27 protein-coding genes are annotated in these 26,375 nt (G+C 71.0%); 14 read left to right on the top strand and 13 right to left on the bottom strand.

The genetic code is table 11. The annotated features are described in order from the left end of the window. The first annotated feature begins 142 nt into the window (after positions 1-142). The 5 genes from ABZT47_RS07600 (at position 143) to ABZT47_RS07580 (ending at position 6,119) form a co-directional block, all read left to right on the top strand. The gene (locus ABZT47_RS07600; RefSeq protein ID WP_354837330.1) at positions 143-1,777 is read left to right on the top strand and encodes an ABC transporter ATP-binding protein; all 1,635 of its coding nucleotides are present in this window, start codon (positions 143-145) and stop codon (positions 1,775-1,777) included. After that, the gene (locus tag ABZT47_RS07595) at positions 1,774-2,910 is read left to right on the top strand and encodes an ABC transporter permease (protein ID WP_354837328.1); all 1,137 of its coding nucleotides are present in this window, start codon (positions 1,774-1,776) and stop codon (positions 2,908-2,910) included. The genes ABZT47_RS07600 and ABZT47_RS07595 overlap by 4 nt, the downstream gene beginning before the upstream one ends. After that, positions 2,907-4,178: an ABC transporter permease gene (locus ABZT47_RS07590; protein WP_354837326.1), complete on the top strand. Its 1,272-nt coding sequence runs from the start codon at positions 2,907-2,909 to the stop codon at positions 4,176-4,178. The genes ABZT47_RS07595 and ABZT47_RS07590 overlap by 4 nt, the downstream gene beginning before the upstream one ends. Before the next feature lie 118 nt (positions 4,179-4,296). Then, a complete protein-coding gene (locus ABZT47_RS07585) occupies positions 4,297-4,716 on the top strand; it encodes a cytidine deaminase (RefSeq protein ID WP_354837324.1) in 420 nt (139 codons plus the stop codon). Between the two features lie 128 nt (positions 4,717-4,844). Then, positions 4,845-6,119: a thymidine phosphorylase gene (locus tag ABZT47_RS07580; protein WP_354837322.1), complete on the top strand. Its 1,275-nt coding sequence runs from the start codon at positions 4,845-4,847 to the stop codon at positions 6,117-6,119. On the opposite strand, the gene ABZT47_RS07575 is transcribed toward ABZT47_RS07580, so the two are convergent. Continuing rightward, positions 6,109-6,426 (bottom strand): recombinase family protein, encoded by a 318-nt coding sequence (locus ABZT47_RS07575; protein WP_354837320.1) that lies wholly within the window; start codon positions 6,424-6,426, stop codon positions 6,109-6,111. The two genes, ABZT47_RS07580 and ABZT47_RS07575, sit on opposite strands and share 11 nt — an antisense overlap. A 98-nt stretch (positions 6,427-6,524) precedes the next feature. Beyond that, positions 6,525-7,241, bottom strand: coding sequence for a helix-turn-helix domain-containing protein (locus ABZT47_RS07570; protein ID WP_354837318.1), 717 nt, complete (start codon positions 7,239-7,241; stop codon positions 6,525-6,527). Between the two features lie 123 nt (positions 7,242-7,364). Here ABZT47_RS07570 and ABZT47_RS07565 point away from each other — a divergent pair, with 123 nt between their 5' ends. Continuing rightward, positions 7,365-8,432: an amidohydrolase family protein gene (locus ABZT47_RS07565; protein ID WP_354837316.1), complete on the top strand. Its 1,068-nt coding sequence runs from the start codon at positions 7,365-7,367 to the stop codon at positions 8,430-8,432. A gap of 126 nt (positions 8,433-8,558) precedes the next feature. Here the strand turns inward: ABZT47_RS07565 and ABZT47_RS07560 are convergent, their stop codons facing one another. Continuing rightward, positions 8,559-8,942: a MarR family transcriptional regulator gene (locus tag ABZT47_RS07560; RefSeq protein WP_354837314.1), complete on the bottom strand. Its 384-nt coding sequence runs from the start codon at positions 8,940-8,942 to the stop codon at positions 8,559-8,561. 86 nt (positions 8,943-9,028) lie between these two features. Between ABZT47_RS07560 and ABZT47_RS07555 the strand changes: the two genes are divergently transcribed. The 5 genes from ABZT47_RS07555 to ABZT47_RS07535 all read left to right on the top strand — a co-directional run bounded on the left by ABZT47_RS07555 (position 9,029) and on the right by ABZT47_RS07535 (position 13,716). Continuing rightward, positions 9,029-10,477, top strand: a complete 1,449-nt coding sequence (locus tag ABZT47_RS07555; RefSeq protein ID WP_354837312.1) for an MFS transporter — start codon at positions 9,029-9,031, stop codon at positions 10,475-10,477. 241 nt (positions 10,478-10,718) lie between these two features. Further along, the gene (locus ABZT47_RS07550; RefSeq protein ID WP_354837310.1) at positions 10,719-11,444 is read left to right on the top strand and encodes a hypothetical protein; all 726 of its coding nucleotides are present in this window, start codon (positions 10,719-10,721) and stop codon (positions 11,442-11,444) included. Between the two features lie 115 nt (positions 11,445-11,559). Further along, complete coding sequence (locus ABZT47_RS07545; protein ID WP_354837308.1) at positions 11,560-11,913, top strand: AraC family ligand binding domain-containing protein; 354 nt, start codon at positions 11,560-11,562, stop codon at positions 11,911-11,913. A 37-nt stretch (positions 11,914-11,950) separates the two neighbouring features. Beyond that, positions 11,951-13,030, top strand: coding sequence for an adenosine deaminase (locus tag ABZT47_RS07540; RefSeq protein WP_354837307.1), 1,080 nt, complete (start codon positions 11,951-11,953; stop codon positions 13,028-13,030). Between the two features lie 65 nt (positions 13,031-13,095). After that, positions 13,096-13,716, top strand: a complete 621-nt coding sequence (locus tag ABZT47_RS07535; protein WP_354837306.1) for a PH domain-containing protein — start codon at positions 13,096-13,098, stop codon at positions 13,714-13,716. Here ABZT47_RS07535 and ABZT47_RS07530 read toward each other — a convergent pair. From ABZT47_RS07530 to ABZT47_RS07510, 5 genes are all read right to left on the bottom strand, one after another. Continuing rightward, positions 13,713-15,344, bottom strand: coding sequence for a phospho-sugar mutase (locus tag ABZT47_RS07530; RefSeq protein ID WP_354837305.1), 1,632 nt, complete (start codon positions 15,342-15,344; stop codon positions 13,713-13,715). The two genes, ABZT47_RS07535 and ABZT47_RS07530, sit on opposite strands and share 4 nt — an antisense overlap. Before the next feature lie 231 nt (positions 15,345-15,575). Then, positions 15,576-16,379, bottom strand: a complete 804-nt coding sequence (locus ABZT47_RS07525; protein WP_354837304.1) for a purine-nucleoside phosphorylase — start codon at positions 16,377-16,379, stop codon at positions 15,576-15,578. A gap of 109 nt (positions 16,380-16,488) precedes the next feature. After that, positions 16,489-17,001: a signal peptidase I gene (lepB, locus tag ABZT47_RS07520; protein ID WP_354837303.1), complete on the bottom strand. Its 513-nt coding sequence runs from the start codon at positions 16,999-17,001 to the stop codon at positions 16,489-16,491. A 151-nt stretch (positions 17,002-17,152) separates the two neighbouring features. Then, positions 17,153-17,572, bottom strand: coding sequence for a hypothetical protein (locus ABZT47_RS07515; RefSeq protein WP_354837301.1), 420 nt, complete (start codon positions 17,570-17,572; stop codon positions 17,153-17,155). 72 nt (positions 17,573-17,644) lie between these two features. Next, positions 17,645-17,857: a DUF397 domain-containing protein gene (locus ABZT47_RS07510; RefSeq protein WP_354837299.1), complete on the bottom strand. Its 213-nt coding sequence runs from the start codon at positions 17,855-17,857 to the stop codon at positions 17,645-17,647. 201 nt (positions 17,858-18,058) lie between these two features. Between ABZT47_RS07510 and ABZT47_RS07505 the strand changes: the two genes are divergently transcribed. Next, the gene (locus ABZT47_RS07505) at positions 18,059-19,354 is read left to right on the top strand and encodes a helix-turn-helix transcriptional regulator (protein WP_354837297.1); all 1,296 of its coding nucleotides are present in this window, start codon (positions 18,059-18,061) and stop codon (positions 19,352-19,354) included. A gap of 94 nt (positions 19,355-19,448) precedes the next feature. Here ABZT47_RS07505 and ABZT47_RS07500 read toward each other — a convergent pair whose 3' ends face one another. From ABZT47_RS07500 to ABZT47_RS07490, 3 genes are read right to left on the bottom strand one after another with little or no spacing between them, the layout of a single operon-like run. After that, the gene (locus tag ABZT47_RS07500; protein WP_354837295.1) at positions 19,449-20,825 is read right to left on the bottom strand and encodes a cytosine permease; all 1,377 of its coding nucleotides are present in this window, start codon (positions 20,823-20,825) and stop codon (positions 19,449-19,451) included. Beyond that, entirely contained in the window at positions 20,822-21,778 is a 957-nt protein-coding gene (locus ABZT47_RS07495; RefSeq protein ID WP_354837293.1) for a 2-oxoglutarate and iron-dependent oxygenase domain-containing protein, read from the bottom strand. Before ABZT47_RS07495 ends, ABZT47_RS07500 begins: the two co-directional genes overlap by 4 nt. Before the next feature lie 3 nt (positions 21,779-21,781). Next, positions 21,782-22,243 carry a nucleoside deaminase gene (locus ABZT47_RS07490; RefSeq protein WP_354837291.1) on the bottom strand — a complete coding sequence of 154 codons (462 nt, stop codon included), beginning with the start codon at positions 22,241-22,243 and terminating at the stop codon, positions 21,782-21,784. 93 nt (positions 22,244-22,336) lie between these two features. Between ABZT47_RS07490 and ABZT47_RS07485 the strand changes: the two genes are divergently transcribed. After that, entirely contained in the window at positions 22,337-23,839 is a 1,503-nt protein-coding gene (locus ABZT47_RS07485; protein WP_354837289.1) for a PucR family transcriptional regulator, read from the top strand. Between the two features lie 151 nt (positions 23,840-23,990). On the opposite strand, the gene ABZT47_RS07480 is transcribed toward ABZT47_RS07485, so the two are convergent. Together ABZT47_RS07480 and ABZT47_RS07475 are read right to left on the bottom strand one after the other, a co-directional pair. Beyond that, complete coding sequence (locus ABZT47_RS07480) at positions 23,991-24,944, bottom strand: CU044_5270 family protein (protein ID WP_354837287.1); 954 nt, start codon at positions 24,942-24,944, stop codon at positions 23,991-23,993. Continuing rightward, positions 24,937-25,536 carry an RNA polymerase sigma factor gene (locus tag ABZT47_RS07475; protein ID WP_354837285.1) on the bottom strand — a complete coding sequence of 200 codons (600 nt, stop codon included), beginning with the start codon at positions 25,534-25,536 and terminating at the stop codon, positions 24,937-24,939. Before ABZT47_RS07475 ends, ABZT47_RS07480 begins: the two co-directional genes overlap by 8 nt. A gap of 158 nt (positions 25,537-25,694) precedes the next feature. Between ABZT47_RS07475 and ABZT47_RS07470 the strand changes: the two genes are divergently transcribed. Then, positions 25,695-26,279: an RDD family protein gene (locus ABZT47_RS07470; RefSeq protein ID WP_354837283.1), complete on the top strand. Its 585-nt coding sequence runs from the start codon at positions 25,695-25,697 to the stop codon at positions 26,277-26,279. Positions 26,280-26,375 lie beyond the last annotated feature (96 nt).

Raw genomic sequence — 26,375 nt, 5'->3', positions numbered from 1 at the left:
GCACCCGCCCGCGGCCGGCCCGCGTGCCGGTTACGGCTCCGCCCGCGGGCGCGGGCCGCGATTCCAGAGCCCCGTCAGATCCGCCGACACGGCCGGCCGCCGTGCCCCACCGGGCGCCGGCCGCGCCACCGAGGCCGTCCGCATGGAGGAGGCCGCCATCAGCACTTCGACTTCTTCGGCTCCCGCCCCGGAGCCCGCCGTCGAGCTCGAGGGGATCACCAAACGATTCCCCGGCGTCGTCGCCAACCGTGACATCCGTCTCACCGTGCTGCGCGGGCACGTGCACGCCATCGTCGGCGAGAACGGCGCGGGCAAGTCCACGCTCATGAAGATCCTATACGGCATGCAGCGGCCGGACGAAGGCGTGATCCGCGTCAACGGGTCGCCCGTCTCCTTCCGCACGCCGGGGGACGCCATCGCGGCCGGCATCGGCATGGTGCACCAGCACTTCATGCTCGCCGACAACCTCACCGTCCTGGAGAACATCATCCTGGGCAGCGAGCCGCGCAAGGGCGGCATCGGCATCGACTTCGCCGCCGCCCGCCGGAAGATCAAGGAGATCTCCGACGCCTACGGCCTCGGCGTCTCGCCCGACGTCCTGGTCGAGGACCTCGGCGTGGGCGCCCGGCAGCGCGTCGAGATCCTCAAGGTCCTCTACCGCGGCGCGCGCATCCTGATCCTGGACGAGCCGACCGCCGTGCTGGTGCCCCAGGAGGTCGACGAGCTGTTCGACAACCTGCGCGGACTGGTCCGCGAGGGCCTCACCATCATCTTCATCTCCCACAAGCTGGACGAGGTGCTGCGCGTCGCCGACGCCATCACGGTCATCCGGCGCGGCACCACCGTGGCGAGCGTCGACCCGAGGGACGTTACGGCCCGGCGGCTCGCCGAGCTGATGGTGGGCAGCGAGCTGCCCAGCCCCGAGACGCGCGAGTCGACGGTCACCGACCAGGTGGCCCTCGCCGTGCGCGGCCTGACCGTGCGCGCCGGCGACGGACGGGCGGTCGTGGAGGACGTCTCGTTCGACATCCGCAAGGGCGAGGTGCTCGGCATCGCCGGCGTCGAGGGCAACGGGCAGGCCGAACTGGTCGAGGCCATCATGGGCATGCGCCCCGCCGAGGGGACGATCACCCTGGACGGCGCCGACATCTCCGCCTGGGCGACGTTGCGCAGGCGCGAGGGCGGCATCGGCTACATCCCCGAGGACCGCCACCGGCACGGCCTGCTGCTCGGCGCCCCCCTCTGGGAGAACCGCGTTCTCGGCCACCAGACCCGCAGGCCCAACGTCAAGGGGCCGTGGATCGACCGGGCCGGCGCCCGCGCCGACACCGAGCGCATCGTCCGCGAGTACGACGTGCGCACCCCCGGCATCGACGTGGACGCCATGGCGCTGTCCGGCGGCAACCAGCAGAAGCTCATCGTCGGCCGCGAGATGAGCAGCGAGCCGGTCGTCCTGATCGCCTCCCACCCCACGCGCGGCGTGGACGTGGGCGCGCAGGCCGCCATCTGGGACCACCTGCGGGCCGCGCGCGCCAGTGGGCTGGCCGTCCTGCTGATCTCGGCCGACCTGGACGAGCTGATCGGCCTGTCGGACTCCCTGAAGGTCATCCTGCGCGGCCGCATGGTCGCCGACGTGGACCCGGCGACCGTGACCCCCGAACAGCTCGGCTCCGCCATGACCGGCGCCACGGCCGAGCCCGCGGACCAGCTACCGGCCGCCTCCGACGGCCCTGAGCGACTCGGCTCGGCGGCGGCCGAGGCCGGGGAGGAAGCATGAGTTCGTCCTTCACCGACCGGCTGCTCGGCAGGGTCAGGCTCGGCGGCGTCCTCGCGCTGGCCGCCCCCGTCCTGGCCGTCGTCTTCGCCGGCGTCGTCACCTCGATCATCCTGCTGCTCAACGGCAACCAGCCGTTCCAGACGCTCGGGCTGCTGCTGGACTTCAGCGCCACCTCCTCCATCCAGGTGCTGATCCTCAACACCGCCACCACCTACTACATCTCCGCCCTCGCCGTGGCGATCGGGTTCCGGATGAACCTGTTCAACATCGGCGTGGACGGCCAGTACCGCCTGGCCGTGCTGGTCGCCGCCGCGGTCGGCGGCGCGGTCACCCTGCCCGGCCCCCTGCACGTCGGCGTCATCATGCTGGTCGCCGTGCTCGTCGGCGGCCTGTGGGCGTCGATCGCCGCGGTGCTGAAGACCGCGCGCGGGGTCAGCGAGGTCATCTCCACGATCATGCTGAACGCCATCGCCACCGGCTTCGGCGCCTGGCTGCTCACTCCCGGCCGGCTGGCCGTCCTGAACGGCAACAACGTCGGCACCAAGCCCATCGGCCCGTCCGGGCACTTCCCCGGCATCGCGCTCGTCTCCGGCACCCAGGCCAAGGTGTTCGGGATGATCATCGTGGCGGCCGTGCTCGGCGTGGCCTACCACGTCGTGCTGAACCGCACCCGCTTCGGCTTCGACCTGCGGGCCACCGGCCGGTCGGAGACTGCGGCCGTCGCCAGCGGCATCAACGTCAAGAAGATGGTGCTGTACACGATGATCCTGTCCGGCGCGGTCGCCGGGCTCGTCGGCCTGCCGCAGCTGCTCGGCGCGTCGTACTCCTACAGCCTGGACTTCCCGGCGGGCCTGGGCTTCACCGGCATCGCGATCGCCCTGATGGGACGCAACAACCCGATCGGCATCGCCGTGGGCGCCCTGCTGTGGAGCTTCCTGGACAACTCCAACGACATCCTGGACTTCAACGGCATCCCCAAGGAGATCGTGATCATCATGCAGGGCACCATCGTGCTCTCGGTCATCATCGCCTACGAGCTGGTCCACCGGTACCGCGCGGTGGCCGAGCAGCGCCGGGTCAGCCGCCAGCTGTCCACCGCGGCCCCCACCGAGCCCCAGGGAGCGGCCGTATGACGGTCACCGGCCTGTCCGCCAAGGCGCCGGCCGCGCCCCCGGCCGCCCGGCGTCTCACGCTCAACTGGCAGGTGGCCCTGCTGGGCGTCCTGGCGCTGCTGGTCATGATGTCGCTCGCCCGGGTCGTCACCGGCGCCAACGACATCACCTCCGGTGGCACCATCGGCGCGGCCATCGGGCTCGCGGTCCCCATCGGCCTGGCCGCCCTGGGCGGACTGTGGTCCGAACGGTCGGGCGTGGTCAACATCGGCCTCGAAGGCATGATGATCGTCGGCACCTGGTGCGGCGCCTGGGGCGCGCTGACCTTCGGCACCCCGTGGGCCGGCGTCATCGCCGGGGCCATCGGCGGGGCGCTGGGCGGTCTGCTGCACGCCGTCGCGACCGTCACCTTCGGCGTCGACCACATCATCTCCGGCGTCGCGATCACCCTGCTCGGCCAGGGTGTCACCCAGTACCTGTCCAAGCTGGTGTTCGTCGGCATGAAGGGCGGCGGCGAGACCCAGTCGCCGCGCATCCCGCCCATCGAGACCGTCAGCGTCCCCGGCATCGGCACGCCGCTGCGCGACCTGGCCGGCACGCACGTGTTCCTGCTCTCGGACCTCGCCGGCGTGCTCTACGGCGTGACGCAGAACGTGTCGCTGTTCGTCATCCTCGCCATCCTGCTCGTCCCGCTCAGCTTCTACCTGCTGTGGCGCACGGCCTTCGGGCTGCGCCTGCGCTCGTGCGGCGAGAGCCCGGTGGCCGCCGAGTCGCTCGGCGTCAACGTGTACCTCTACAAGTACCTCGCCGTCGTGGTCTCCGGAGCCCTGGCCGGGCTCGGCGGCGCGTTCCTGTCGATCGTGGCCGCCGGCATCTACCGGGAGGGCCAGACCGGCGGGCGCGGCTTCATCGGCCTCGCCGCCATGATCTTCGGCAACTGGCGGCCGGGCGGCCTGGCCGGCGGCGCGCTGCTGTTCGGGTACACCGACGCCCTGCAACTGCGCCAGGGCGGCACCTCGGTCCACGCGCTGCTGCTGGTCGTCGCGATGCTGCTCGCCGCGTTCGCCGTCTACCAGCTCGTACGGCAGCAGCGTGGCCGCGCGGCGCTGTTCACCGGGATCTTCGCGGTCCTGGTCTTCGCGGTGTTCGCCACCACCGACACCGTGCCCGAGCAGTTCACCTCCTTCACGCCGCACCTCACGACGTTGCTGGTGCTGTCGCTGGCCTCCCAGCGGCTGCGCATGCCGGCGACCGACGGCCTGCCGTACCGCAAGGGCCAGGCCACGTGAGACGGCCGTACCGCCACACAGGCCAGGCCACGGGACGGCCGCGCCACGACAGCAGGCGGGCCGGCGCGAGCCGGCCGTGCCACGACCGACGCCATCGGAACAACGGGGGAACCAGCACGTGAGCGACACCGGCACCACCGACGTCCCCATCGACTGGGACGCGCTGCGCGAGGCCGCGACCGACGCGATGGCCAACGCCTACGCGCCCTACTCCAAGTTCCCGGTGGGCGCCGCCGCGCTCGTGGACGACGGCCGCGTCGTCACCGGGTGCAACGTCGAGAACGCCTCCTACGGGCTCGGGCTGTGCGCCGAGTGCGGGCTGGTGTCGGCGCTGCACGCCTCCGGCGGCGGGCGGCTGGTGGCCTTCACGTGCGTGGACGGCCACGGCGAGCTGCTCATGCCGTGCGGCCGGTGCCGCCAGCTCCTGTTCGAGCACGGCGGTCCCGAGCTGCTCGTGGAGACCCCCGACGGCGCGTGGCGGATGGCCGAGGTCCTGCCGCACGCCTTCGGCCCCGACGACCTCTCCCGCGGCGCCTGACGCGCGACGCCGACGTCCGGCGCGTGATGCCTGACGCGTGACGCCTGACGTGCGACGGCGTCCCTGGCTCGCGAGCGCCGGGACCGTACCTTTCATGCCCGACCACCGTTCCGGGGGATCCTGAGTTCATGGACGTGATCGACGTCATCGTCACCAAGCGGGAGGGCCGCGAGCTCTCCTCCGAGCAGATCGCCTGGGTGGTGGACGCCTACACCCGCGGCGAGGTCGCCGACGAGCAGATGTCGGCCCTGGCCATGGCGATCCTGCTCAACGGCATGGGCCGGCGCGAGATCGGCCGGTGGACCGAGGCCATGATCCGGTCCGGGGCGCGCATGGACTGGTCCGGGCTCGACCGGCCCACCACGGACAAGCACTCGACCGGCGGCGTGGGCGACAAGATCACGCTGCCGCTCGCTCCGCTCGTGGCCGCCTGCGGCGCCTACGTCCCGCAGCTGTCCGGGCGCGGCCTCGGCCACACCGGCGGCACCCTGGACAAGCTGGAGTCGATCCCCGGCTGGCGTGCCTCCTTGTCCAACGACGAGATGCTCGCGGTGCTGCGGCAGGCCGGCGCGGTGGTGTGCGCCGCCGGCGACGGGCTCGCCCCCGCCGACAAGAAGCTCTACGCGCTGCGCGACGTCACCGGCACCGTCGAGTCGATCCCGCTGATCGCCTCGTCGATCATGTCGAAGAAGATCGCCGAGGGCACGGGCGCGCTGGTGCTCGACGTCAAGGTCGGCTCGGGCGCGTTCATGAAGAACGTCGAGACGGCCCGCGAGCTCGCCCGCACCATGGTCGACCTCGGCACCGACCACGGGGTCACCACGGTGGCCCTGCTGACCGCCATGGACCGCCCGCTGGGCCTCACGGTCGGCAACGCCCTGGAGGTGGCCGAGGCCGTCGAGGTGCTCGCCGGCGGCGGTCCGTCCGACGTCGTGGAGCTCACCGTGCTCCTCGCCCGTGAGATGCTGGCCGCGGCCGGGATGAGCGGCAAGGACCCCGCGGACGCGCTGAAGGACGGCTCGGCCATGGACGCCTGGCGTCGCATGATCAGCGCGCAGGGCGGCGACCCGGACGCCGGACTGCCCGCCGCCGCCGAGACCACGCAGGTGACGGCGCCGTCCTCGGGCGTCCTCGCCACCCTGGACGCCTATCAGGTGGGGCTGGCCGCCTGGCGCCTCGGCGCGGGCAGGGCCCGCAAGGAGGACGCGGTGTCCTTCGGCGCGGGCATCACCCTGCACGCCAAGCCCGGCGACGTCGTCCGCGAAGGTCAGCCCCTGCTGACCCTCCACGCCGACGACCCGTCCCGCTTCGACCGGGCCCTCCAAGCCCTCACCGGCGCCTACGCCATCACCGAGGGCCCCGTTGAACTGCTTCCACTGGTCATCGACCGCGTCACCGCCTGACCCACCGACGGTCGCGCATCCCGCAACGACCCCTGAGGACCGTGTGCGGCCTCCCAGGTCCTGCCCGGTCGGCGCGAGCTTGAGCGACGGCGTCGAGTCCTTCCAGGGTGGCTTCGCGCTCGGTCTCGGCCATGGCGGTGAAGAAGCGGAAGAGCGTGCGGCCGGGACCGCTGGGGGCGTAGATGCCAGGCAGCGGGCCGGTCGGCATCTCCAGGATCAGGCCGTGGGCGGTCAGATGGCCGGCCAGGGCGGTGAGTTCGGCGGCGTCTCGGCTCAGCCGCTTCAGCTCATGGACGGTGAACGGCACGCGGCAGTGCGGGGCGTGGGCCTTGATCTCGCGGGCCAGGGTGAGGGGACACGGTCCCGTTGATCTGACGCGTCCGAAGATCGTCCTGTTGGGGTGTCTCAGGCATCGGCGGCGAGGCGGTCGAGCCATTCCTTCAGCAGATGCTGTTCCGCGCTGCTGAGGGTCGTCTGTTCGGGCAGCGCGGCGCGTAGGGCGCGGGCCGCGCCGGCCGGGCCCGAGTCCTGCACGGCGGGCTCCTGGTTGGTCACGGCGGCGATCATGGATTCCCGGAGAGTGGTCAGCAGGGCCGGGTCGCGCCGGCTTTCAGGCAGGGTCAGCCAGGTGAGCACGGCACCGCGCGCCGTTGCGTGGATGAGGGTGACCGCGAGTTCTTCGTCGACGCGGAGCCAGCCGCCGACGGCGAGGCGTCGGATACGGCTCATCAGGATCTCCATGCCGACCTTGAAGGCGGCCGACGTCTCTTTCGCGGGCTCGCTGTACATCAGCGTGTACAGCGCGGGATTGGCCAGGCCGAACTCGACCGCCAGGTCCCAGCCGGCCCTCAGGTCCTCGACGGGATGCCGCGAATCGGGGGCGGTGTGCTTGGTCTCGAGAAACCTGGCGAAGCCGTGCTCGGCCACCGCGTCGAGCAACCCGTCCTTGTCGCCGAAGAGGCGGTAGATGGCTGGTGGTTGCACTCCTGCCGCGACCGCGACCGCGCGAGTGGTGACCGCGTCGCGACCCTCGCGCGCCAGCAGGCCGGCGGCGGCCTCAATGATCCGCTGCCGGAGCTGTTCGCGGCCCAGGGCCGCGGTGTCGGATTCGACGGCGGTCACGCCGTCCCCGCCGTGTGAACTCGGTGCCATTTTCCAACGATACCGCGCGTGTGTTTCCGTTGATAGTTCCAGTGATACGGTGTCGTTGGTTCCAATGGAAACAACAGGGCGAAGGAGCGCGGAATGCCAGACAAGATCAAGATCGTGGCACTCGAGGAACACATCGCTCCACCCGCGCTGCTCGACGCGTGGGCCAAGGCGGGTGTGCCGCGATTCCCGCAGCTCGGCTTCGGCGACGAGCCCTTCGCGCGGCGGTTACGGGACTTCGGGGAGGCGCGTCTGGCCGACATGGACGACCAGGGCATCGACGTCGCGGTTCTGTCCCTGGCCTCACCGGGCGTGCAGAACCTCGCGCCCGAAGACGCCGTCAGCGTGGCCCGCGAGGTCAACGACACGCTGGCCGAGATCGTCGCCGGGCGGCCCGACCGGTTCCAGGCCTTCGCCGCCATCCCCACCGCGGCTCCCGAAGCCGCCGCGGCCGAACTGGAACGCGCGGTCACCCGGCTCGGCCTCCCCGGTGCGATGCTGTACGGACGAACGGGGGACAAGCCGGCCGACGCCCCGGAGTTCGACGACCTGTACGTCACGGCCGAGCGCCTCCAGGTGCCGCTGCACTTCCATCCCCAGACTCCGGTCCCCGAGGTTCTCAAGGCCTACTACTCGGGCTTCGATGACGGAGCCGGGCTGGCGCGCAGTACCGGGATGACGCTCGCGACGGCGGGCCTGGGGTGGTACTACGACCTGGGTGTCCAGTATCTACGGATGATCTTCTCCGGCGTTTTCGACCGGCACCCCGGATTGCAGGTGATCGCAGGACACTGGGGCGAGGTCGTCCTGTTCTACCTCGACCACATCGGGGTCATGGCGCACAACGCCAAGCTGGAGCGCCCGCTCACCGACTACTTCACGCAGAACTTCTGGGTGTGCGGCAGCGGCACGGTCAGCGAGCGCTACATGAGGTGGACCTCGGAGGTCGTCGGAACCGGGCGCATGATGTACTCGACCGACTACCCCTACACCTTCGGGACCCGACCTGGCGGATTCCCCTTCCTCGACACCGCCGACGGGGTCGCCCGCTCGTTCCTCGAACAGGCACCCTTCACCCACGAGGAGAAGGTCGCGATCGGGTCCGGCAACTGGGAGAAACTGACCGAGCGCATCAGGGTGCGCCGCGAACACGACTCGGCTTGACGCTCCGCCTCGGCCAACCGTCAACCCCCGCGCTTGTCCCCGAACCAGCGCGAACCGTAGTGGCGAAGATCCACCCCGTCTGAGAAACCCGAGTAATAGGAGGTCAGACCCAGGTTCTCCCGGGGGTCAGTGGGGGAGGTCGGTGAGGGAGGTGTTGAGGACGGCGCGGTGGGTGGGCAGGGCCTGGCGGTGGCGTTCGATGCCGGCCTCGGTGATCTGAACGAACACCCCGCGCCGGTCGACCTCGCACATGTTGCGGCACACCAGGCCGGCCTTCTCCAGGCGGGAGATCAGGCGCGAGAGGGCGCTCTGGCTGAGGTGGACGGCGTCGGCGAGCTCCTGGACGCGGTACTTGCCGTGGTCGGACTCGACCATGCGGTCGAGGACCTCGAAGTCGCTGACACCGAGCCCATGCTTGTCGCCGAGCTCGCGCTCGAGCGCGCACCAGGTCGTGGCATGACAGGCGAGGATCTCCCGCCATGAGCTCACAACATCGACATCGTCGTCCATGACCTGACTGTAGCATGCGTCGTCAATAAATGCACGGGAATTAAATGCTTGTGCATTGAATGCATGCGCATGTAGTGTCCTCTCCCATGTCCCTCACCTCACATGACCAGCGTTGGGATGCGCGCCTCTGGGGGGCGCTGACCGTGCTCAGCGCCGTGATCTTCCTCGATGCGCTCGATGTCTCGATGGTGGGAGTGGCCCTACCGTCCATCCAGGCCGACCTCGGCCTGTCCACCTCCACCCTGCAGTGGGTCGTCAGCGGGTATGTCCTGGGCTACGGCGGGCTGCTCCTGCTCGGTGGGCGCACCGCCGACCTGCTCGGCCGCCGCAGGGTCTTCCTGACCGCCCTCGCGGTCTTCGCCGTGGCCTCGCTGCTCGGCGGCCTGGTCGACAACGGCAGCCTGCTCATCGTCGCCCGGTTCATCAAGGGCATCAGCGCGGCCTTCACCGCGCCCGCCGCACTGTCGATCATCACCACGACCTTCGCCGAAGGCCCGGCCCGCAACCGGGCGCTCAGCATCTTCACCGCCTGCGGCGCCAGCGGCTTCTCCCTCGGCCTCGTCCTGTCCGGTTTCCTCACCGAGCTGGGCTGGCGCTGGACCTTCCTGAGCCCGGTGCCGGTCGCGATCATCGCGCTCGTGGCGGGCTTCAGGCTCCTGCCGCGCCACTCCGGCGAGGAGCGCACCCACGGAGGCCACGACCTGGTCGGCGCCGCCACCATCACCTTCTCGATGCTGCTGTTCGTGTTCGCCGTCGTGCAGGCCCCCGAGGCCGGCTGGGGCTCGGTGCGCACGCTGGCGAGCCTCGCGGGCGCCGTGGCCCTGCTCGCCCTGTTCGTCGTGACCGAACTGCGGGTCAAGCACCCGCTCGTCCGCCTGGCCATCCTGCGCTCGGGCCCGCTCGTGCGGGCCAACCTCGGACTGGTGGTCCTGTTCGGCTCCTACGTCAGCTTCCAGTTCGTCGCCATGCAGTACTTCCAGAACCTCCTGGGCTGGACCGCGCTGCACACCGCGCTGGCGTTCCTCCCCGCGGGTCTGCTCGTCGCCCTGACCTCCACCAAGATGGGCGACTTCGCCGACCGGTTCGGCACCGCCCGGCTGATCGCCATCGGCTCGGTGTCCCTGGTCGCCGGGTACGCCGTGTTCCTCGGCGCGGGGGAGCACCCGAGCCTGGCCACGATGGTCATCCCCGGCATGCTGCTGCTCGGCATCTCCTTCGCCCTCATGTTCCCCTCGCTGAACATCCAGGCCACCGCGGGGGTGGCCGACGACGAGCAGGGTCTGGCCTCCGGGCTGCTCAACACCTCCGGCCAGGTCGGCGGCGCGCTGATGCTCGCGGTCGTGACCGCCGTGGTGACCGCTCACGGGGGCGCGGTCACCATGCCGGCGATCAGGTCCTCGTTCGCGGTCTGCGCGGTGATCGCCGTCATCGGGCTCGGCATCGCCCTGACCGGCCTGTTCGCCCGCCGCGCGACCTCCCCGGCGGCGAAGGCGAAGCAGGAGAACGACGACCTGCCCGTTCTGGAGAACGCCTGATCCACGGCCGGCTCCGATCCAGGCCGGTCCGGATCGCCTCCCCCTCGCTCCGCCCTCATGACGTCCCCTCGTTCAGGCCCTCGGCGCGCACTCGCGCCGGGGGCCTGGCGCGTGCGGTGGCGTCCGTCCGGAGGTCAAGGGGCACATCGGACACATTTTCGGGTTACGGAGTTTCTTCGCGAACCTGTGAGGCATTCTCGGGGTCAAAGGAGTAGGCGCATTCAGTGGAGGAGCCGAGGCCATGAACAGGATCGCCGTCGCAGCCGCCCTCCTGCCTGTGGCCCTGGCCACCGCCGCCTGCGGCGCGGCGCCCGGCTCCGACACCTCCGCGAGCAGCACGCCCGCCGCGTCTTCGCCGGGCCCCGCTCCGGCGTCCCCGGACCCGTCCGTCTCCTCACCGACCGTGACACCGGCCGTGACACCAGCGGTGACGCCCGTCGTGACGCCGTCCGGGCAAGCCGTCCCGACGCCGGGCGAGACGGGCGGCGTCCCGCCGGTCACCCGGACGCCGACCGCCGGCGCGAGCGAACCGCCCGCGCCCACGAGCACCAGGCGGGTCGCCGTCACGCGCTCTCCCGAGCGGCCGCCCGTGGTCACAGGGGCGCGGTTCGCCGCGCATCCCGGGTTCGACCGGGTCGTCATCGACCTGCGGGGCGCCAAGACCGGCTACAGCGTCGACTGGGTGCGCAAACTGTACGAGGACGGCTCGGGCAAGCTCGTGGACATCAAGGGCGGGGCGTACCTGCAGGTGACGCTCAAGCCCGCCAACGCCCACACCGAGAACGGCAGGCCGACCTTCCCCCGGACGCCCGTCCTGCGGCCCGGGCTGCCGAACCTCCTCGGCGTCGTGCGCACCGGCGACTACGAGGGCGTCGTCACCGTGGCGCTCGTGCTGCGCGAGCGCGCCGGGTTCCGCGTCTTCGAGCAGTCCGACCCCGCCCGCCTGGTCATCGACGTCGCCCACTGACGCCCGGCGTCCGCCCGCCGATCCGCGGCCGGCCGGCGCGGACGGCGGAGCCGGTCGCGCACCCCCTTGGACGGAATTGGACATAGTTCTCATGTGCGCCTCCTAGACTGGCCGCGTGGTACGCAGAATCGCGGGCGCGACCCGCATCCCGGTCCCGGGTGGGAAGGTCATCGACGAGTACGTCGGACGGGTCAACACCGGCGACGACCAGGTGTCCATCGCCCACATGGTGGCTCCGGCGGGATGGGAGGAGCCCGCCCAGACGCCCGAGTTCACCGAGTACACCCTCGTGCTGCGCGGCACCGTCGTGGTCGAGCACGAAGGGGGCACGACAGAGGTGCACGCCGGTGAGGCGATCACGACCCTGCCGGGCGAGAAGATCCGCTACGCCGCCGGCCCCGAGGGCGCCGAGTACGTCGCGGTCTGCCTGCCCGCGTTCTCGCCCGACACCGTGAACCGCGACGAATGAGCCGGGGCTCCGGCAGACCACTCTCTAGGATGTTGCGATGACTCAGCAGCCCACACGTGACGGCATCCGCAAGGCCCCGAAGGTCCTCCTGCACGACCATCTCGACGGCGGCCTGCGGCCCCAGACGATCATCGACCTGGCCCGCGAGACCGGATACGACAGGCTGCCGAGCAAGGACGCCGACAACCTGCGCGAATGGTTCCGCGAGGCGTCCGACTCGGGGTCCCTCGAACGCTATCTGGAGACCTTCGACCACACCGTCGGGGTCATGCAGACGCGCGAGTCGCTGATCCGCGTCGCCGCCGAGTGCGCCGAGGACCTCGCCGACGACGGTGTCGTCTACGCCGAGGTCCGTTACGCCCCGGAACAGCACACCTCCGGCGGACTCAGCCTCGATCAGGTGGTCGAGGCCGTTCTGGAGGGCTTCCGGGTCGGGTCGGAGGGGCGCGGCATCCGGGTCGGCACGCTGCTGACCGCGATGCGCCACCAGGCGCGGTCCATGGAGATCGCCGAACTGGCCGTGCGCTACCGCGACGTGGGCGTCGCCGGGTTCGACATCGCCGGCGCCGAGGCCGGGTACCCGCCCACCCGCCACCTGGACGCTTTCGAGTACCTCCAGCGGGAGAACGCCCACTTCACCATCCACGCGGGCGAGGCGTTCGGGCTGCCGTCCATCTGGCAGGCCATCCAGTGGTGCGGCGCCGACCGGCTCGGGCACGGCGTACGCATCATCGACGACATCCAGGTCGCCGAGGACGGCACCGCCAAGCTCGGCCGGCTCGCGGCCTACGTGCGCGACAAGCGCATTCCGCTGGAGATGGCCCCCACGTCGAACCTGCAGACCGGCGCGGCCTCGTCGCTCGCCGAGCACCCGATCGGCCTGCTGCGCCGCCTGTACTTCCGGGTCACCGTCAACACCGACAACAGGTTGATGAGTGACACCAGTGTGTCCCAGGAATTCGCCAACCTCGTCGAAACCTTCGACTACGGGTGGGACGATCTGCAGTGGTTCACGGTCAACGCCATGAAGTCGGCGTTCATCCCGTTCGACGAGCGGCTGGCGCTGATCAACGGTGTCATCAAGCCGGGCTTCGCGCAGCTCAAATGGCAGGCGTGAGCAGTGCGCGGGAGGCGTTAGCGTGGTGACCGCCTGCTGAACGGAAAGGTAGCGGTGAGCGAGCGGTGAAGCCACAGGTCTTCCGGTCCAAGATCGCATGGGTGCTCGGCTGGGTGTGGATGGTGTTCGCCGCGCTGAACACGGCCGACCTGATCGCCCACGGCAGCATCCCGTCGGCGCTGGTCGCGGGCGCGGTGCTCGCGGTGCTCACCGCCGCCGTCTTCGTCGGCTGTCTGCGCCCGGCCGTCCTCGCCCGCGAGGACGGCATCTTCGTGCGCAACCCGCTGCGCAACTACTTCGTGCCGTGGAAGGCCATCGACGGCATCCACGTCTCGCACGCGATCATCATCGAGTCGGGCGACGACAGCGTGCGCTGCTGGACGCCGCAGGCGAGCGCCCGCGAGCGGGCCAAGGCCGTACGGCGCGGCACCGCCGGCGTCCCCGCCAAGGCCGGGCGCTACCCCAGCACCCAGCCCCAGCTCTCCAAGGCCGAGCACGCGGCGGCGCAGGCCATGGCCGGTCGCACGCATGCCGACTGGGTAGCCCAGCAGCTCACCGAACTGGTCGAGAAGAAGTCCCGCACCGCCGGCGAGAGGGCGCCCCTCACCGCCACCTGGTCCCCCTCGGCCCTCGGCGCCCTGGCCGCCGCCCTCATCCTCGTCATAGCCGCCCTCATCACCTCCTAGAGGCCGAGGGCGGCCGTGAGGTCGGTCTTCAGGGCGTCCAGGTCGCTCGCCGCCACCGTCCTGGCGTCGGAGACCGTGCCGGTCACCGGGACGACGACCTCCAGGTAGCACTTCAGCTTCGGCTCGGTGCCCGACGGGCGGACCACCACGCGGGCGTCGCCGTCCAGCCGGTAGCGCAGCCCGTCCGTCGGCGGCAGGCCGTCCACGCCCGCGCTCAGGTCCTCCGCCGAACCGACCGCCCGCCCGCCGAGCGCCTGAGGCGGCCGGGAGCGCAGCCGTTCCATCGCGGCGGCGATCAGCGACAGGTCGGCGACCCTGAACGAGAGCTGCGCGGTCGCGTGCAGGCCGTACCGCTGCGCCTGTTCGTCCAGCAGGTCCAGAAGCGTCTTGCCGTCCCGCTTGGCGCGCGCCGCCATCCCCGCGACGGTGAGGGCCGCGCCGATGCCGTCCTTGTCGCGCACGGGCAGCCCCTGGTCGGACCCGACGCTGTGGCCGAGCGCCTCCTCGTACCCGTAGACCAGCCCGTCGCCGGCCTTGACGATCCACTTGAAGCCGGTGAGCGTCTCGGCGTGGCGCACCCCGTGCGCTTTGGCGATCTTGCCGAGCAGGGACGAGGACACGATCGACTCGGCGACCAGGCGGTCCGGCGCGGTGGTGTGCTCGATGACGTACTCGCCGAGCAGCCCGCCGACCTCGTCGCCGGTCAGCATGCGAAAGCCGCCGTCCCGCGTGGGCACGCCCACGGAGCAGCGGTCGGCGTCCGGGTCGTTGGCGATGACCACGTCGGCGCCGGCCTTCTCGGCCAGCCGCAGCGCCAGGTCCATCGCGCCCGGCTCCTCCGGGTTCGGGAAGGCCACCGTCGGGAAGTCGGGGTCGGGGGCGAACTGGGCCTCGACCACCGCGGGCGGCTCGAACCCGGCGACGGCGAAGGCTTGCAGCAGAAGCTCCCCGCCCACCCCGTGCATCGGGGTGTAGACGGTGCGCAGGTCGCGATCGTCCCCGATCGGCAGCGTGGTGATCGCGGCCAGGTACGGCTCGACGATGTCCGCCTCGCTCAGCGTCCACCACTCCTGGCCCAGCGGCAGCCGGTCCACCGGGCCGACGGCGTCGATCGCCGCCGAGATCTCCACGTCGAGCGGCGGGACGATCTGGGCGCCGTCCCCCCAGTAGACCTTGTAGCCGTTGTCGCGCGGCGGGTTGTGCGAGGCGGTGACCATGACCCCCGCGTCGGCCCCAAGGTGCCGCACGGCGAAGGCAAGCACAGGGGTGGGCCAGTGGTGGCCCATCAGCGAGACGCGCAACCCCGCCCCGTTCAGCACCGCCGCCGAGTCGCGGGCGAACACGTCGGAGTTGTGCCGGGCGTCGTACCCGATCACGACGTGCCCGCCCGGCCCCAGCCGCGCGGCCAGCCCGGCGGCCGCCCGCATGACGGTCACGCGGTTCATCCGGTTCGGCCCCGCGCCCAGCTCGCCGCGCAGCCCGGCCGTGCCGAACTCCAGCTTGGCCCCGAACCGGTCCTGGAGCGCCGCGGTGTCGCCGCCGTCGAGGATCCGCCTGAGCTCCTCCCGGGTCTCAGGGTCGGGATCCTGCGCCAGCCACTCCTCCGCCCGCCGCACAAAATCGGACATCGAACCCCTTCGTTCGCATTTCTCACAGAAACTATCCGGGGTCAGGCGTGGCCTCGCCGCGTCCGTGACACCGCTGGATCCGGTGTCACGGGGCGACCGGGCCGCCGCCCCGTGACAAGGTGCCTCGGCGACCCGGGGCCCCCGGGCGTGTCGAGCGCGCCCGCGGCCTTGAGCGCCCGCAGCCTTGGGCGCTGCGGCCTTGGGCGGCCCGGACGCCTGGCCCAAGGTGCCCTACAGCTTGTTGACGACCTTGGCCAGCAGGACGCCCATGCGGGCCGCCGTGGCCCTGCCGACCTCCAGGACCTCCTCGTGCTTCAGCGGCTCGCCGGCCAGCCCGGCGCCCGGGTTGGTCACCAGCGAGATGCCCAGCACCTCGGCCCCCGCCTCGCGCGCGGCGACGGCCTCCAGGACGGTGGACATGCCGACCAGGTCCCCGCCCAGCGTCCGCAGCATGCGGATCTCCGCCGGGGTCTCGTAGGTCGGCCCGCGGAAGGCGACGTACACGCCCTCGGCCAGCGACGGGTCGGCCTCGCGCGCGAGCTCGCGCAGCCGCCGCGAGTAGACCTCGGTCAGGTCGATGAAGGTCGCGCCCGTGATCGGGTTGGCGCCGGTCAGGTTGATGTGGTCGCTGATCAGCACCGGGTCGCCGACGTCCTGCGTCTCGGGCCGCAGCCCGCCGGCCGCGTTGGTCAGCACGACCGTGCCCGCCCCGGCCGCGACGGCCGTCCGCACGCCGTGGACCACCGGCTCCACGCCCCGGCCCTCGTACAGGTGGGTGCGGCCCAGGAAGATGAGCGCCTTCCTGCCCGACTCGGTCTCGACCGCCCTGACCTTCCCGGCGTGGCCGGCCACCGACGGCGCGGCGAACCCCGGCACCTCGGTCACGTCGTGCTCGGCGATCGTCGTCCCGATGGCGTCGGCGGCCGGGACCCACCCTGACCCCATGACCAGCGCGACATCGAAGGACTCAACCCCGGTGAGTGCTTTCAGCACCCCCGCCGCCTCCGCGGCCAGTGAATAAGCGTCTTTGCTCACGCTCACCGAGGCTACAACCGGATGCCTCCCACCGACACACGCCGGTACCCGCGCACCCGCACACGTGGCCCGGCCCGCCGAGGCGAATCGGCGGAAGCCAGGGGTGGTGTCAGTTCGAGGAGATGATCGCCACGACGTTCTCCGCGGGGATGGTGCCGTCGCCCAGAGACCTCTGGAAGGAACGGGAGTCGATGGACGCGTCGCGGTTGTCGCCCATGGTCCAGATGCGCCCTGGTGGCACCGTGACGGGACCGAAGCTCCGGTAGCCGGACGAGCGAGCGATGTAAGGCTCGTCCAGGAACTTCCCGTTCAGCTGTACCCGGCCGTCGTCATCGCAGCACCTCAGCGTGCTTCCCGGGACGCCGATGACCCGTGTGAGGACCACCCCTCCGCCGAAGGACCAGTTGTCCGGCGTCCGGACCGCCACGACGTCGCCCATCTTGGGGGCGTAGCCGTCGACCGTCTTCGCCGTGACAGTCGTCCCCACCTTGAGCGTCGGCAGCATCGCCTCACTGGTGACGTCGTAGACATGGTGTCCTGTCAGGCCCGGCACCAGGCCACAGCCAGTGGAGGGGCCGGCGACCAACAGCAAAGGCGGCCAGACCGGATGAAGGCGCGTCATGCCGCTCATCATGACGGATCACCCAGCAGCCATGCGCTCGCTTGTACCCGGTGGGGACGGTGAAGATATCGTCGGCCGATTCCGTTATCGGCTGTGTTCTGAGTGGTGTGGTCGTTGATGGCACCGCTCATCGTTCGATGCCGGGTGAACATCAGGCTTCAGGACAGGCGTACGGGGCGTGGCGGTTGGGGGTGCAGCAGGTGGTGTTGAGGGTGAGGAATCTGCCGGCTGTGAGCCAGATGCCCCATTGGACGTCCACGCCGCCCCTCAGTGATTCCTCGGCGTTGGCCAGGCGGGTGTCCAGGCCGATGCGGGCTTCGCCGGCCGGGTGGAGGAAGGACGGCTCGGCGGCCCTGTAGCGTTCGGCCAGCCAGGTCAGTGCCTCGGCGACGGTCTCGGGGGAGGCGTCGATCATGCTGGCGGGTTTGAGCAGCCAGTCGCAGGTGCGCATGGGAGGCAGCGGCGAGGCGCGGAACGCGGCGAGGTCGCCGGGAGGCAGCGGCGGGCGGCGTTCGCCTTCCCGGCGCTGGTCGTCGCCGATTCCCGTCCACGAGTAGCAGTGAAAGTGCATGAACGCCCCGTACGGTGAGGGTGGCTCCCGCCTGTCTGCGGCGGGCGGGAGCCACCCGGGGTGATGGTCTCGCTAGATGGTGGTCATGCCGGCGGTGCGCAGCTCGGAACCGCTGAAGCGGAGCGTCCCGGCATCCGGGTTCTTGCTGTCACGCAGGGCGAACGCGTCGTCCACGCCGGGAATCGGGGCCAACTCGACGCACGCCTCGCCCTCCTCGCCGGTGTTTCCGCCGCACATCCGGGTGAACGCGATGCCGGTGAGGTCGCGGGCGTACAAGTCGTTCATGTGCTGGTCTTCCTTTCTGATCGAGGTGGAGACCGTTCGGCGGGTCCGCCGGACGACCGGGGCCGGTGCCCCGGTCACCCGAGGCGCTTTTACGCAGCTGTTTTCGCGTGGCTGATGTCATAGTGGAGGAGCTTTGGGAGCGGTCCGACGAGAACGTTGATGGGGTGCGCATTCCCATCGATCCATCACGGGGAGTTGTTCATGCCGCGCGCGTGCGAGCCGGTCGTCCTCGACGAGTCGCCATGGCATCTACTGGGTGCTTATATGCGCCATTGGCGGGAGGAAGTGCGCAGTATTTCGCAGCGTGAGCTGGCCAAGGCCGCCTTCGTCGATCAGGGCGAGCTGTCCAGGTGGGAACGTGGGCTCGCGCGCCCGCACGCCGATCACGTCAAAGGGATTGATGATGCTCTGGGGGCTGAGGGGCGACTTGTAACGCTTTATGGGTTGGTTGTGGAAATCGACCGGCTACGTACACTCGCAACAAAGGAGAATTCCGACGAGGAGGCCGCCACGGAACGCCGACAGCTTCTGCGATTCGCTGCCACGAGCGCTGCCTTCGGAGCGTTCGGCATGCCAGGCGAACCCGTTCGCCGGCTTCTCAGCCTGTCTCTGAACCACGATTTCCGCGGCGTGGCAGAGTGGGAGGTGAGCTGCGCCGATCATCTGCACGCGCTGCGCACCCGGCCGCCCGCGCAGGTGGCCGCGGACCTGGCGATCGACCTGATGGCGGTGCGCAGGCAGTTGGATGCCTGCGCTCCCGCCGAGCTGGCCGGGTTGCACCGCGTCACGGCCACGCTCTCGGCCATCCTCGCGAACGCGCTGACCCGCCGGGGTGATCACGGCGCCGCGATCCGCTGGTGGCGCACCGCCCGCCGGTCGGCCGACCTCTCCGGTGACTTCGGGCTCCGCCTGCTCGTACGTGGCGAGGAGGCCGGGCACGGACTGTACGGTCAGCGCGCACCCGAGACCGTCCTCCGCCTGGTCGAGTCCGCAGAACAGATCGCCGGGAAGCCGAGCGTCGACTTCATGACCACGCGGGCGAAGGCGCTGTCCATGCTCGGCCGGCATGACGAGGCGAAGCAGACCTTGCACGCCCTCCTCCGGCTCGCCGAGACCGACGCCCGCTCGGACCCGTGGGGCTTCTGGAAGCCGGATCAGATCCATTTCGCGGAGAGCTGGGTCCATGCCGGCGCCGGCGAGGAGGCCGCGGCGGCCGAAGCTCGCGATGAGGTGCTCCGACAGACAGGGGACTACCAGTACAAGGCGAACATCGCCCTGCATGGAGCGCTGTGCACGGTCGTTCAGGGCGGTACGGACGAAGGGGTGCGGCAGGCGGCGGGGACGATCGGCGGCATGTCTCCGGCGTACCGCAGCACCCACATCCTGGAGACAGGACGCATGGTGCTCCGCGCCGTTCCCATCGCCCAGCAAGCCCGGCCGGCGGTCATGGAGTTCCGTGAGGTCCTCGCCACCACCGAAGCCTCGAAGCACGCCTGAACTCGACCACGATGACGCTTCGCCGACGGGTTCGGCCCGGGCGGCGCGACGTGCAGGAAGAGGCCCCGTGACGCCGGGCGCCACGGGGCCGGGGTCAGCGGCGCAGGGGTTTGAGCGCGACGTAGACGACGCCCGCGATGAGGAAGCCCGCCTCGAACGTGATGTCGCCCACCGCGGGGAACCGGCTCGGGACCAGGCCCACGTACAACTCCTGGTTGCAGAAGAGCCACACCGACAGCACCACGCCGGCGAGCATGGCGATCGGCCCCGCGGGGCTGCGGTGCGACCGGTCGTACAGGCGGGCCAGGGGCACCTCCCCGCGGCTGAGGTACTGGTCGGCCAGCACGACGGCCAGCCACGGGCCGATCCAGTACGAGATGACGAGCAGGAACGACTCGTACTTGTGGCCCGCGTCCTCAAGTCCGGTGAGAGCCACGACGAAGCCCACGACGCCGCACGCGACGGCGGTGAGCGCGCGGCGCATCGTGAGCGGGAGGCGCACGCCCATGGTGAGCAGGGACATCGCGCCAGAGTAGACGTTCAGCGCGTTCGCCGAGACGGCGCCGAGCGCGATGGCCAGCAGGGTCAGGCCGGCGATCAGGCCGGGCAAGTGCGAAGTGAAGGCGGTGGTGGGCTGCCCGAGGGCGTCGCCGCCGATGGTGACCGACGCCGCGCCCACCACCTCCAGCAGCACGCACGGGACGAACACGCCGAGCCCGGCCGCGAGCCCCACGGCCCGCTTGCCGGCGTCCGGCGGCAGGTAGCGGGTGTAGTCGGCGGCGTAGGGGTTCCAGCCGGCGGCGTACCCGAAGGTGGCGCCGACGGTGAGCAGGAACCCACCGAGTCCGCCGCCGCTGCCCGCGAACCCTGGGTCCGCCTTGGTCAGGATGATCGCCGACGCGACCAGGAAGATCACGGCGAGCATCGGGAAGGCGTACCGCTCGAACGCCTGCACCAGGTTGTGCCCGAAGAAGCCGAGCACCACCATCGCCGCGACCACGACCACCAGGCACAGCCACGCCGGCAGCCCGGTCAGCGTGTTGAGCGCCAGCGCCCCGCTGACGCTGTTCACCGCGAACCAGCCGATGCCGGCCGCCACCGTGTTGAACGCCGAGGGCAGCAGGTTGCCCCAGTACCCGAACGGCAGCCGCCCGAGCACCATCTGCGGCACTCCGGCCGCCGGGCCGCGCGCCGACAGCACGCCGTGCGACAGCGCGCCGAGCCCGGTGCCCACGGTGACCGCCAGCACGGCCTGCCAGAAGCTCAGCCCGAACGCGGCGACCGCCAGCACGCCGAGGAAGATGGTCGCGAATTCGAGGTTGGGGGACATCCACGTCCACAGCAGTTGCCGTGGCGTGCCGTGCCGGTCGGCCAGGGGGATGAACTCGACACCGCCGGGTTCCACCGCGGTGACCTTCGCGCCATAGTCGCCTTCGCGTACTGCGACGCCGGGGGGTTCCAGAACCGTCATACCGTGATCGCCTTCAGTTTCTCCATGAGGTATTCGTGCGCGATGACCGGAGGATGCGCGACCGTGCCGATCGGTGACCCCAGGGACTCCACCTCCGCCAGGGGGTCGCACTCGTAGAAGTAGATGAGGGACACCAGTTCCTCGTCCGGGGCGCTCGGGTCGGGCGGCAGCACCCGGTGCCGCGTGGAGCGCCAGCGGTCGCCGGTCCAGCGGGCCAGCAGGTCGCCGATGTTGATGGTGAAGGAGTCCTCGGCGTACGGCGCGTCGATCCACTCGCCGTCCAGGGTGAACACCTGCAGGCCGCCGACGCCCTGCTGCCGGTCCAGGACGGTCACCGTGCCGAAGTCGGTGTGCGGGCCGATGCGGAACTGGCCGGGCTCGGGCGGGCCGACCTGCGACAGCGGCGGGTATCTGTTGATGTTCATCGTGTACGACGGGTGGCCGGCCCGCGAGGTGAAGAAGCCGTCCGGCAGGCCGAGCGCCGCCGCGCAGACGACCAGCAGCTCATCGGCCAGGGCGCGCATGCGGGCCAGATACTCGGTGACCAGGCTCCGAAGCTCGGGCACCTCCGGCGGCCACACGTTCCGCAGGAACCACTCAGCGTCGATCACCGGGTCGCCGATCGGGTCGTCGGCGCCCACCGCGAACGTCTCCTTCAGGTCCGGCGGGGTGGGAGTGCCCTCGGCGTACCCGTTGGCCTCCACGCCGGGCGGCAGCCAGCCCCGGCCGCCGACGGTGACGGCGTAGCGCCGCTTCGCCTCCTCGGGCAGCGCGAAGAACCGTTTGGCCGCGGCCCGCACCCCGGCGCGCAGCTCCGGCGGCACCCCGTGGCCGGTGACGAGCAGGAAGCCGATTTCGCGCAGCGCCTGGTCGACCTGCCCCGCCACCTGGGCGCGATCGGCGGCGCCGCCCTGGAACCATGGGGTCAGATCGATGATCGGGACCGTCTTCATGGGTCATGAATCCTCTCCGATGTCCTCGTTCCACAGCGCCGGGTCGGCGGCGATGAACGCGGTCATCAGCTCGACGCATTCGGGGGAGTCCAGCACCGTGACGGACACGCCGTTCTCCGCGAGCCACTCGTGCTGCCCGGTGAAGGTGCGGCTCTCGCCGACGACGAGGCCGGTGATGCCGAACTGGCGGATAAGCCCGCTGCAGTACCAGCACGGGGACAGGGTGGTCACCATGGTGGTGCCCCGGTACGTCCGCTGGCGTCCCGCGTTCCGGAACGCCGCGGTCTCCCCGTGCACCGAGGGGTCGCCGTCCTGGACGCGGCGGTTGCGTCCCCGGCCGAGCAGGCGCCCGTCCGGGCCGAACAGGGCCGCGCCGATGGGAATGCCGCCCTCGGCGAGCCCCTTTCTGGCCTCCTCCAGCGCGATGGCGAGCATCGTGGCCGGGTCGGCGGCTTCGCTGGTCATGGGGCAACTATCTCCCGGGAGGCGCCCGGCGAGAACGGGCAGATCGTCCGTATTATGGCCACCTTCACCGGACAATCCGTAAAGCGGGTAGGTATGCCGCTCACGCTTCGCGAACTGCTGGCCTTCGACGTACTGCGCGAGGCCCGGCCGCGCATACTCGCGGGCGATGCATCGCTGGACCGCGTGGTGCGCTGGGTGCACTCCAGCGAGATCTACGAGATCGGGCCGCTGCTCACCGGGGGCGAGCTGCTGCTCACCACCGGACTCGGGCTCGCGGGCACCGACGCGGGCGCCCGGCGGCACTACCTGCGCGAGATCGCGCAGCGAGGGGTTGCGGGGGTCGCGCTGGAACTCGGCCGCACCTTCCCCGAGACGCCGCGTGAGCTGGTGGAGGAGGCGCGGCGGCAGGAGCTGCCGTTCATCGCGCTGCACGCGGTGGTGCCGTTCATCCGGATCACCGAGCACGCCAACACGCTGATCGTCGACTACGCCAGCCGGCGGCTGCGCCTCGGGGACCGGGCCACCCGGGCGCTCAACGAGACGCTCATCGCGGGGGCCGGGGTGGCCGGGGTGCTCGCCACCGGGGCCGAGGTGATCGGGGCGCCGCTGGTGCTGGTGGCGGCGAGCGGGGCGCTGGTCGCCGCGCACGGTGTGGCGGGCGACCGGGAGGCGTGGCGGGCCGTGGAGCACGCCGCGTGCGAGACGCCGGTCACCCTCCACGGGGGGCCCTGGGGACGGCTGGTGGCGGGGCCCGGGTCGGCGCTGCCCGGCGAGGACCTGATGATCGCGCTGGAGCGGACGGCTGTCGCGCTGGCCCTGGCGATGCTACGCACCGGCAGCCCGCCGAGCGAGCGGGACCGGCAGGTGTCCGCGCTGCTGCGCGACCTGATCGAGGGCACCGCCGAGGCGGACGCGGCGGTGCGGGCCATGATGGCGGGGTTCCAGCTGCCGCCCGGCCACGTGCTGGTCGGGGTGGCCGCCGAAGCGGTGGAGACCGCGGCGGCGCTGGCCGTCGTCGACCGGGCCGCGCACATCCTGCACACCTCCGCGATCCGCGGCCGGGTGTCACGCCTGGTACTCGGCGCCTTGGCCGTCCCCCCTTCCCTGACGGACACGGTGGGCGCCGCCGCCCAGGCTTTGGAGGAGGCCTTGCGCCGGCTCAGCGCCACCCAGCTCCACGTCGCCGTGGGGCACCCCGTCGCGGACCTGACCGATCTCGGCCCCTCACTCCGCGACGCCCGGGCCGCCCTGGGCCTGCGCCGCGTCACTCCCGTCGTCACTACCCGCGCCCTGGCCCTGGACCTGGAACTCACCCGCCACTTCGACCCCTCCCACGCGGCGGACCTGGTCCGCCGCGCCATCAGACCCCTGGTCGACTGGGACCGCACCCACCGCACCGACCTGGTGACAACCCTGGAAACCTTCCTTCTCCACGGCTGCAGCCCCACCCGCACCGCCGCCGCCCTCCACCTGGGCCGCCAATCCTTCTACCAACGCCTCCACCGCATAGAAACCCTCCTGGGACACCCGGTCACCGACCCCACCGTCCACACCGCCCTTCTACTGGCCACCACCGCCCACCGCCTCCTTCGCTGACCATCCAGCAGACCCCGCCGGGCGCGTCGGCCGTGTGAGCGGTACGCGCAGGGAACGCAGGCCCGGCGAACCCGTCACTGAGAACGTTCAGGGTGGTACGGACGAAGGCTCGCGTCAGCCCGTCCCGTGTCCGCCGGCTCGGCCGTATGGGCTACGGGACCTGGCCCGGCTTGTCGACGATGCCCGAGGCGAGTTCCGCGTCGGCGAAGACGGCGCCCTTGCGGAAGGCGACCTCGCCGTTGATCAGTTCGTCGCGCAGCCAGATCGTCTGGTCGGCCATCGCCCGGTAGGTGCGGGGATCGAGGATGAGGTAGCGGCGTCTGCCTTCCTCGCCCTTGGTGGGCCGGAACAGGCCGAGCCCGGTTCGTCCGGCCGCGTCCCTGACGCCCTGCTCGATCCCCACTCCCGGGATCTTCGCCATCGCGCGGAAGATGGCCGCCTCCAGCTTGGGCGGCATGACCGCCTGCTGGCCCAGGTACAGCGACAGAATGCGGTAGGCCCGCGAGTCCGGGTCCTCCCCGGACTGCGCCTCCTCCTTGGGGTAGTCGATCCAGTGCCGGTCGCCCTGGACGTGGGCGAGCAGCTTGTCCGGGTCGGTCGGGAGCTTGAGCAGCTTCTCGCGGTACTGCTGGGGTGAGAGGTCGTCGTCGTTCGGATCGGGCGGAACGTCGCTGATCCGGAACACGCCCTCCCGGTCGCGTCCGGCGGTCTGCTTGCCGTCGTAACGCGTCCAGCCCTCCTGCACCGTGGTCTTGCCGTCGGAGGGTTGCCTGTCGAGGCTCTTGGTGTACACCCACTGGTCGGCCCGGGGTTCGGGCGCGAGAGATCGCTTCTCGACGGTCTTCGCCGCCTTCTCCAGCACCGTCTCGGAGTTCAGCAGAACGGTCCGAACGGGGGGAGTGCTCGGAACCTCCGGCGTGCTCCGCGACATCGGCAGGGCGATAGCGACGACCAGCACGGCGGCCACCGCCGCGATCAGCATGGACGGCATGAGCGCGAACCTCCGCCCGTCCCGGATCACCCGGCGGCGGACGCCGCCCAGCCGGTCGGCGTCCGGCGTCGGCGCGTCGGCGCGCATCTCGCCGAGGATCTTCAGGTCATCCATGGTCGGCGTCCTCCTCGTCGGTGGCGACGGCGGACGGATCGAGGCCGCCCAACGCCGCGCGGGTCTTCTTCCTGGCGCGATGCAGCCGCGAGCGAACGGTTCCGATGGGTATGCCGAGGGAGAGGGCCACCTCCTCGTAGCTCAGATCGGCCCAGGCGATCAACAGCAGGACCTCGCGGTCCTCCGGCGACAGCAGCGCGAGCGCCCCCGCGAGATCGCGCTGCGCCGCCGATGCGGAGACGCGGGCCTCGACCCGGTCGGCGTAGCTCTCCGCCACCTCATCGACGCCGGTCCTGGCCAAGGCGAGATAGAACCGCACCTCCGTGCGGCGGTGCTTGCCGATCAGGTTGGCGGCGATGCCGTACAGCCAGGGGCGGGCATTGGGGTGGCGGGCGTCGTAACGGTCGCGGCGCCTGAAAGCGGCCAGGAACGTGTCCGCCACGACGTCGTCGGCCAGTGAATCGCCCAGCCGCCGGGTTACATAACGGTGCAAAGCGGGCGCGTGCCGGTCGAACAGGACCCCGAAGGCCGCGGGATCGCGTCTGGACCGCTGGATCAGCTCCGCGTCCTCCAGAATCGCTTCGGCTGTCAAGCCTGTGCTCCGTTCCTCGGTGTGGTCACCCTCTTTCACCCGAACCCCCGGCGGCGGTTCTCGCCCCGCCGCCGGCGCATCCCCCACCTGTGGCGGGAGGTAAGGAGCGCTGCCACACTTCCCCGGTGACCTCACTCCCCCTCGCTCCGCCGAGAGCGGTGATCGCCGCGCGGCGTCACCGGTTCGGCGCGAGCCTCATCGATACGCTGATCCTGACCGTGCCCGGGGTCGCCATCCGCGCCGTGGCCTTGAGCGGTCCCGCGCCGGACGGCGGCGAGCAGGCCGCCGGGTCCGGTTGGCTCGACCTCTGGTTCGCCAACCCCTATGCCGGAAACCCGTTCTGGTACCTCGACGTCGCGGTGGCCGTCATGTGGTTGCTGTACTTGTGGATCTGTCACGCCTACTGGGGACAGACCATCGGAAAGCGGTTGTGCCGGCTGCGGGTCGTCCGTGCTGATGGCAACCCTCTGACGCCGTCCCAAGCCGGAGTGCGGTCTGTCGTCTCCGCGGCGGGGACCGCGATGCCCTACGTGGGGCTTCTCTTCTCGCTGGTGGACGGCCTGTGGATCTTCGGTCCGAGTAAGAGGTGCCTGCATGACGTCGTGGCGGGCACCGTCGTGGTCGATCTGAAGGCCGTGGCGGGGGAGACCGGCGGTCGCTCGGGTCGCCCCCTCGTCCTCACCATCGGGTTGCTGGTGATCGCCTTGCCCTTCGCGTGGTTCCTCTGGATCGCCTGGGGCTGAGGTCCTGGGCAGGAGGTCAGGGCCCCGTGGTACCGGGCGAAACGCGTATTGCGTAACGTTCGTCAGGAAATGGGATTTCGGTGGTGAGGCAGGCGG

Origin of the sequence: Sphaerisporangium sp. NPDC005289, from assembly GCF_040607455.1 — a bacterium.
GTDB classification, from domain to species: domain Bacteria; phylum Actinomycetota; class Actinomycetes; order Streptosporangiales; family Streptosporangiaceae; genus Sphaerisporangium; species Sphaerisporangium rhizosphaerae.
Note: the sequence above shows the minus strand (reverse complement) of the source record. Positions and strands in the feature narration are given on the sequence as shown.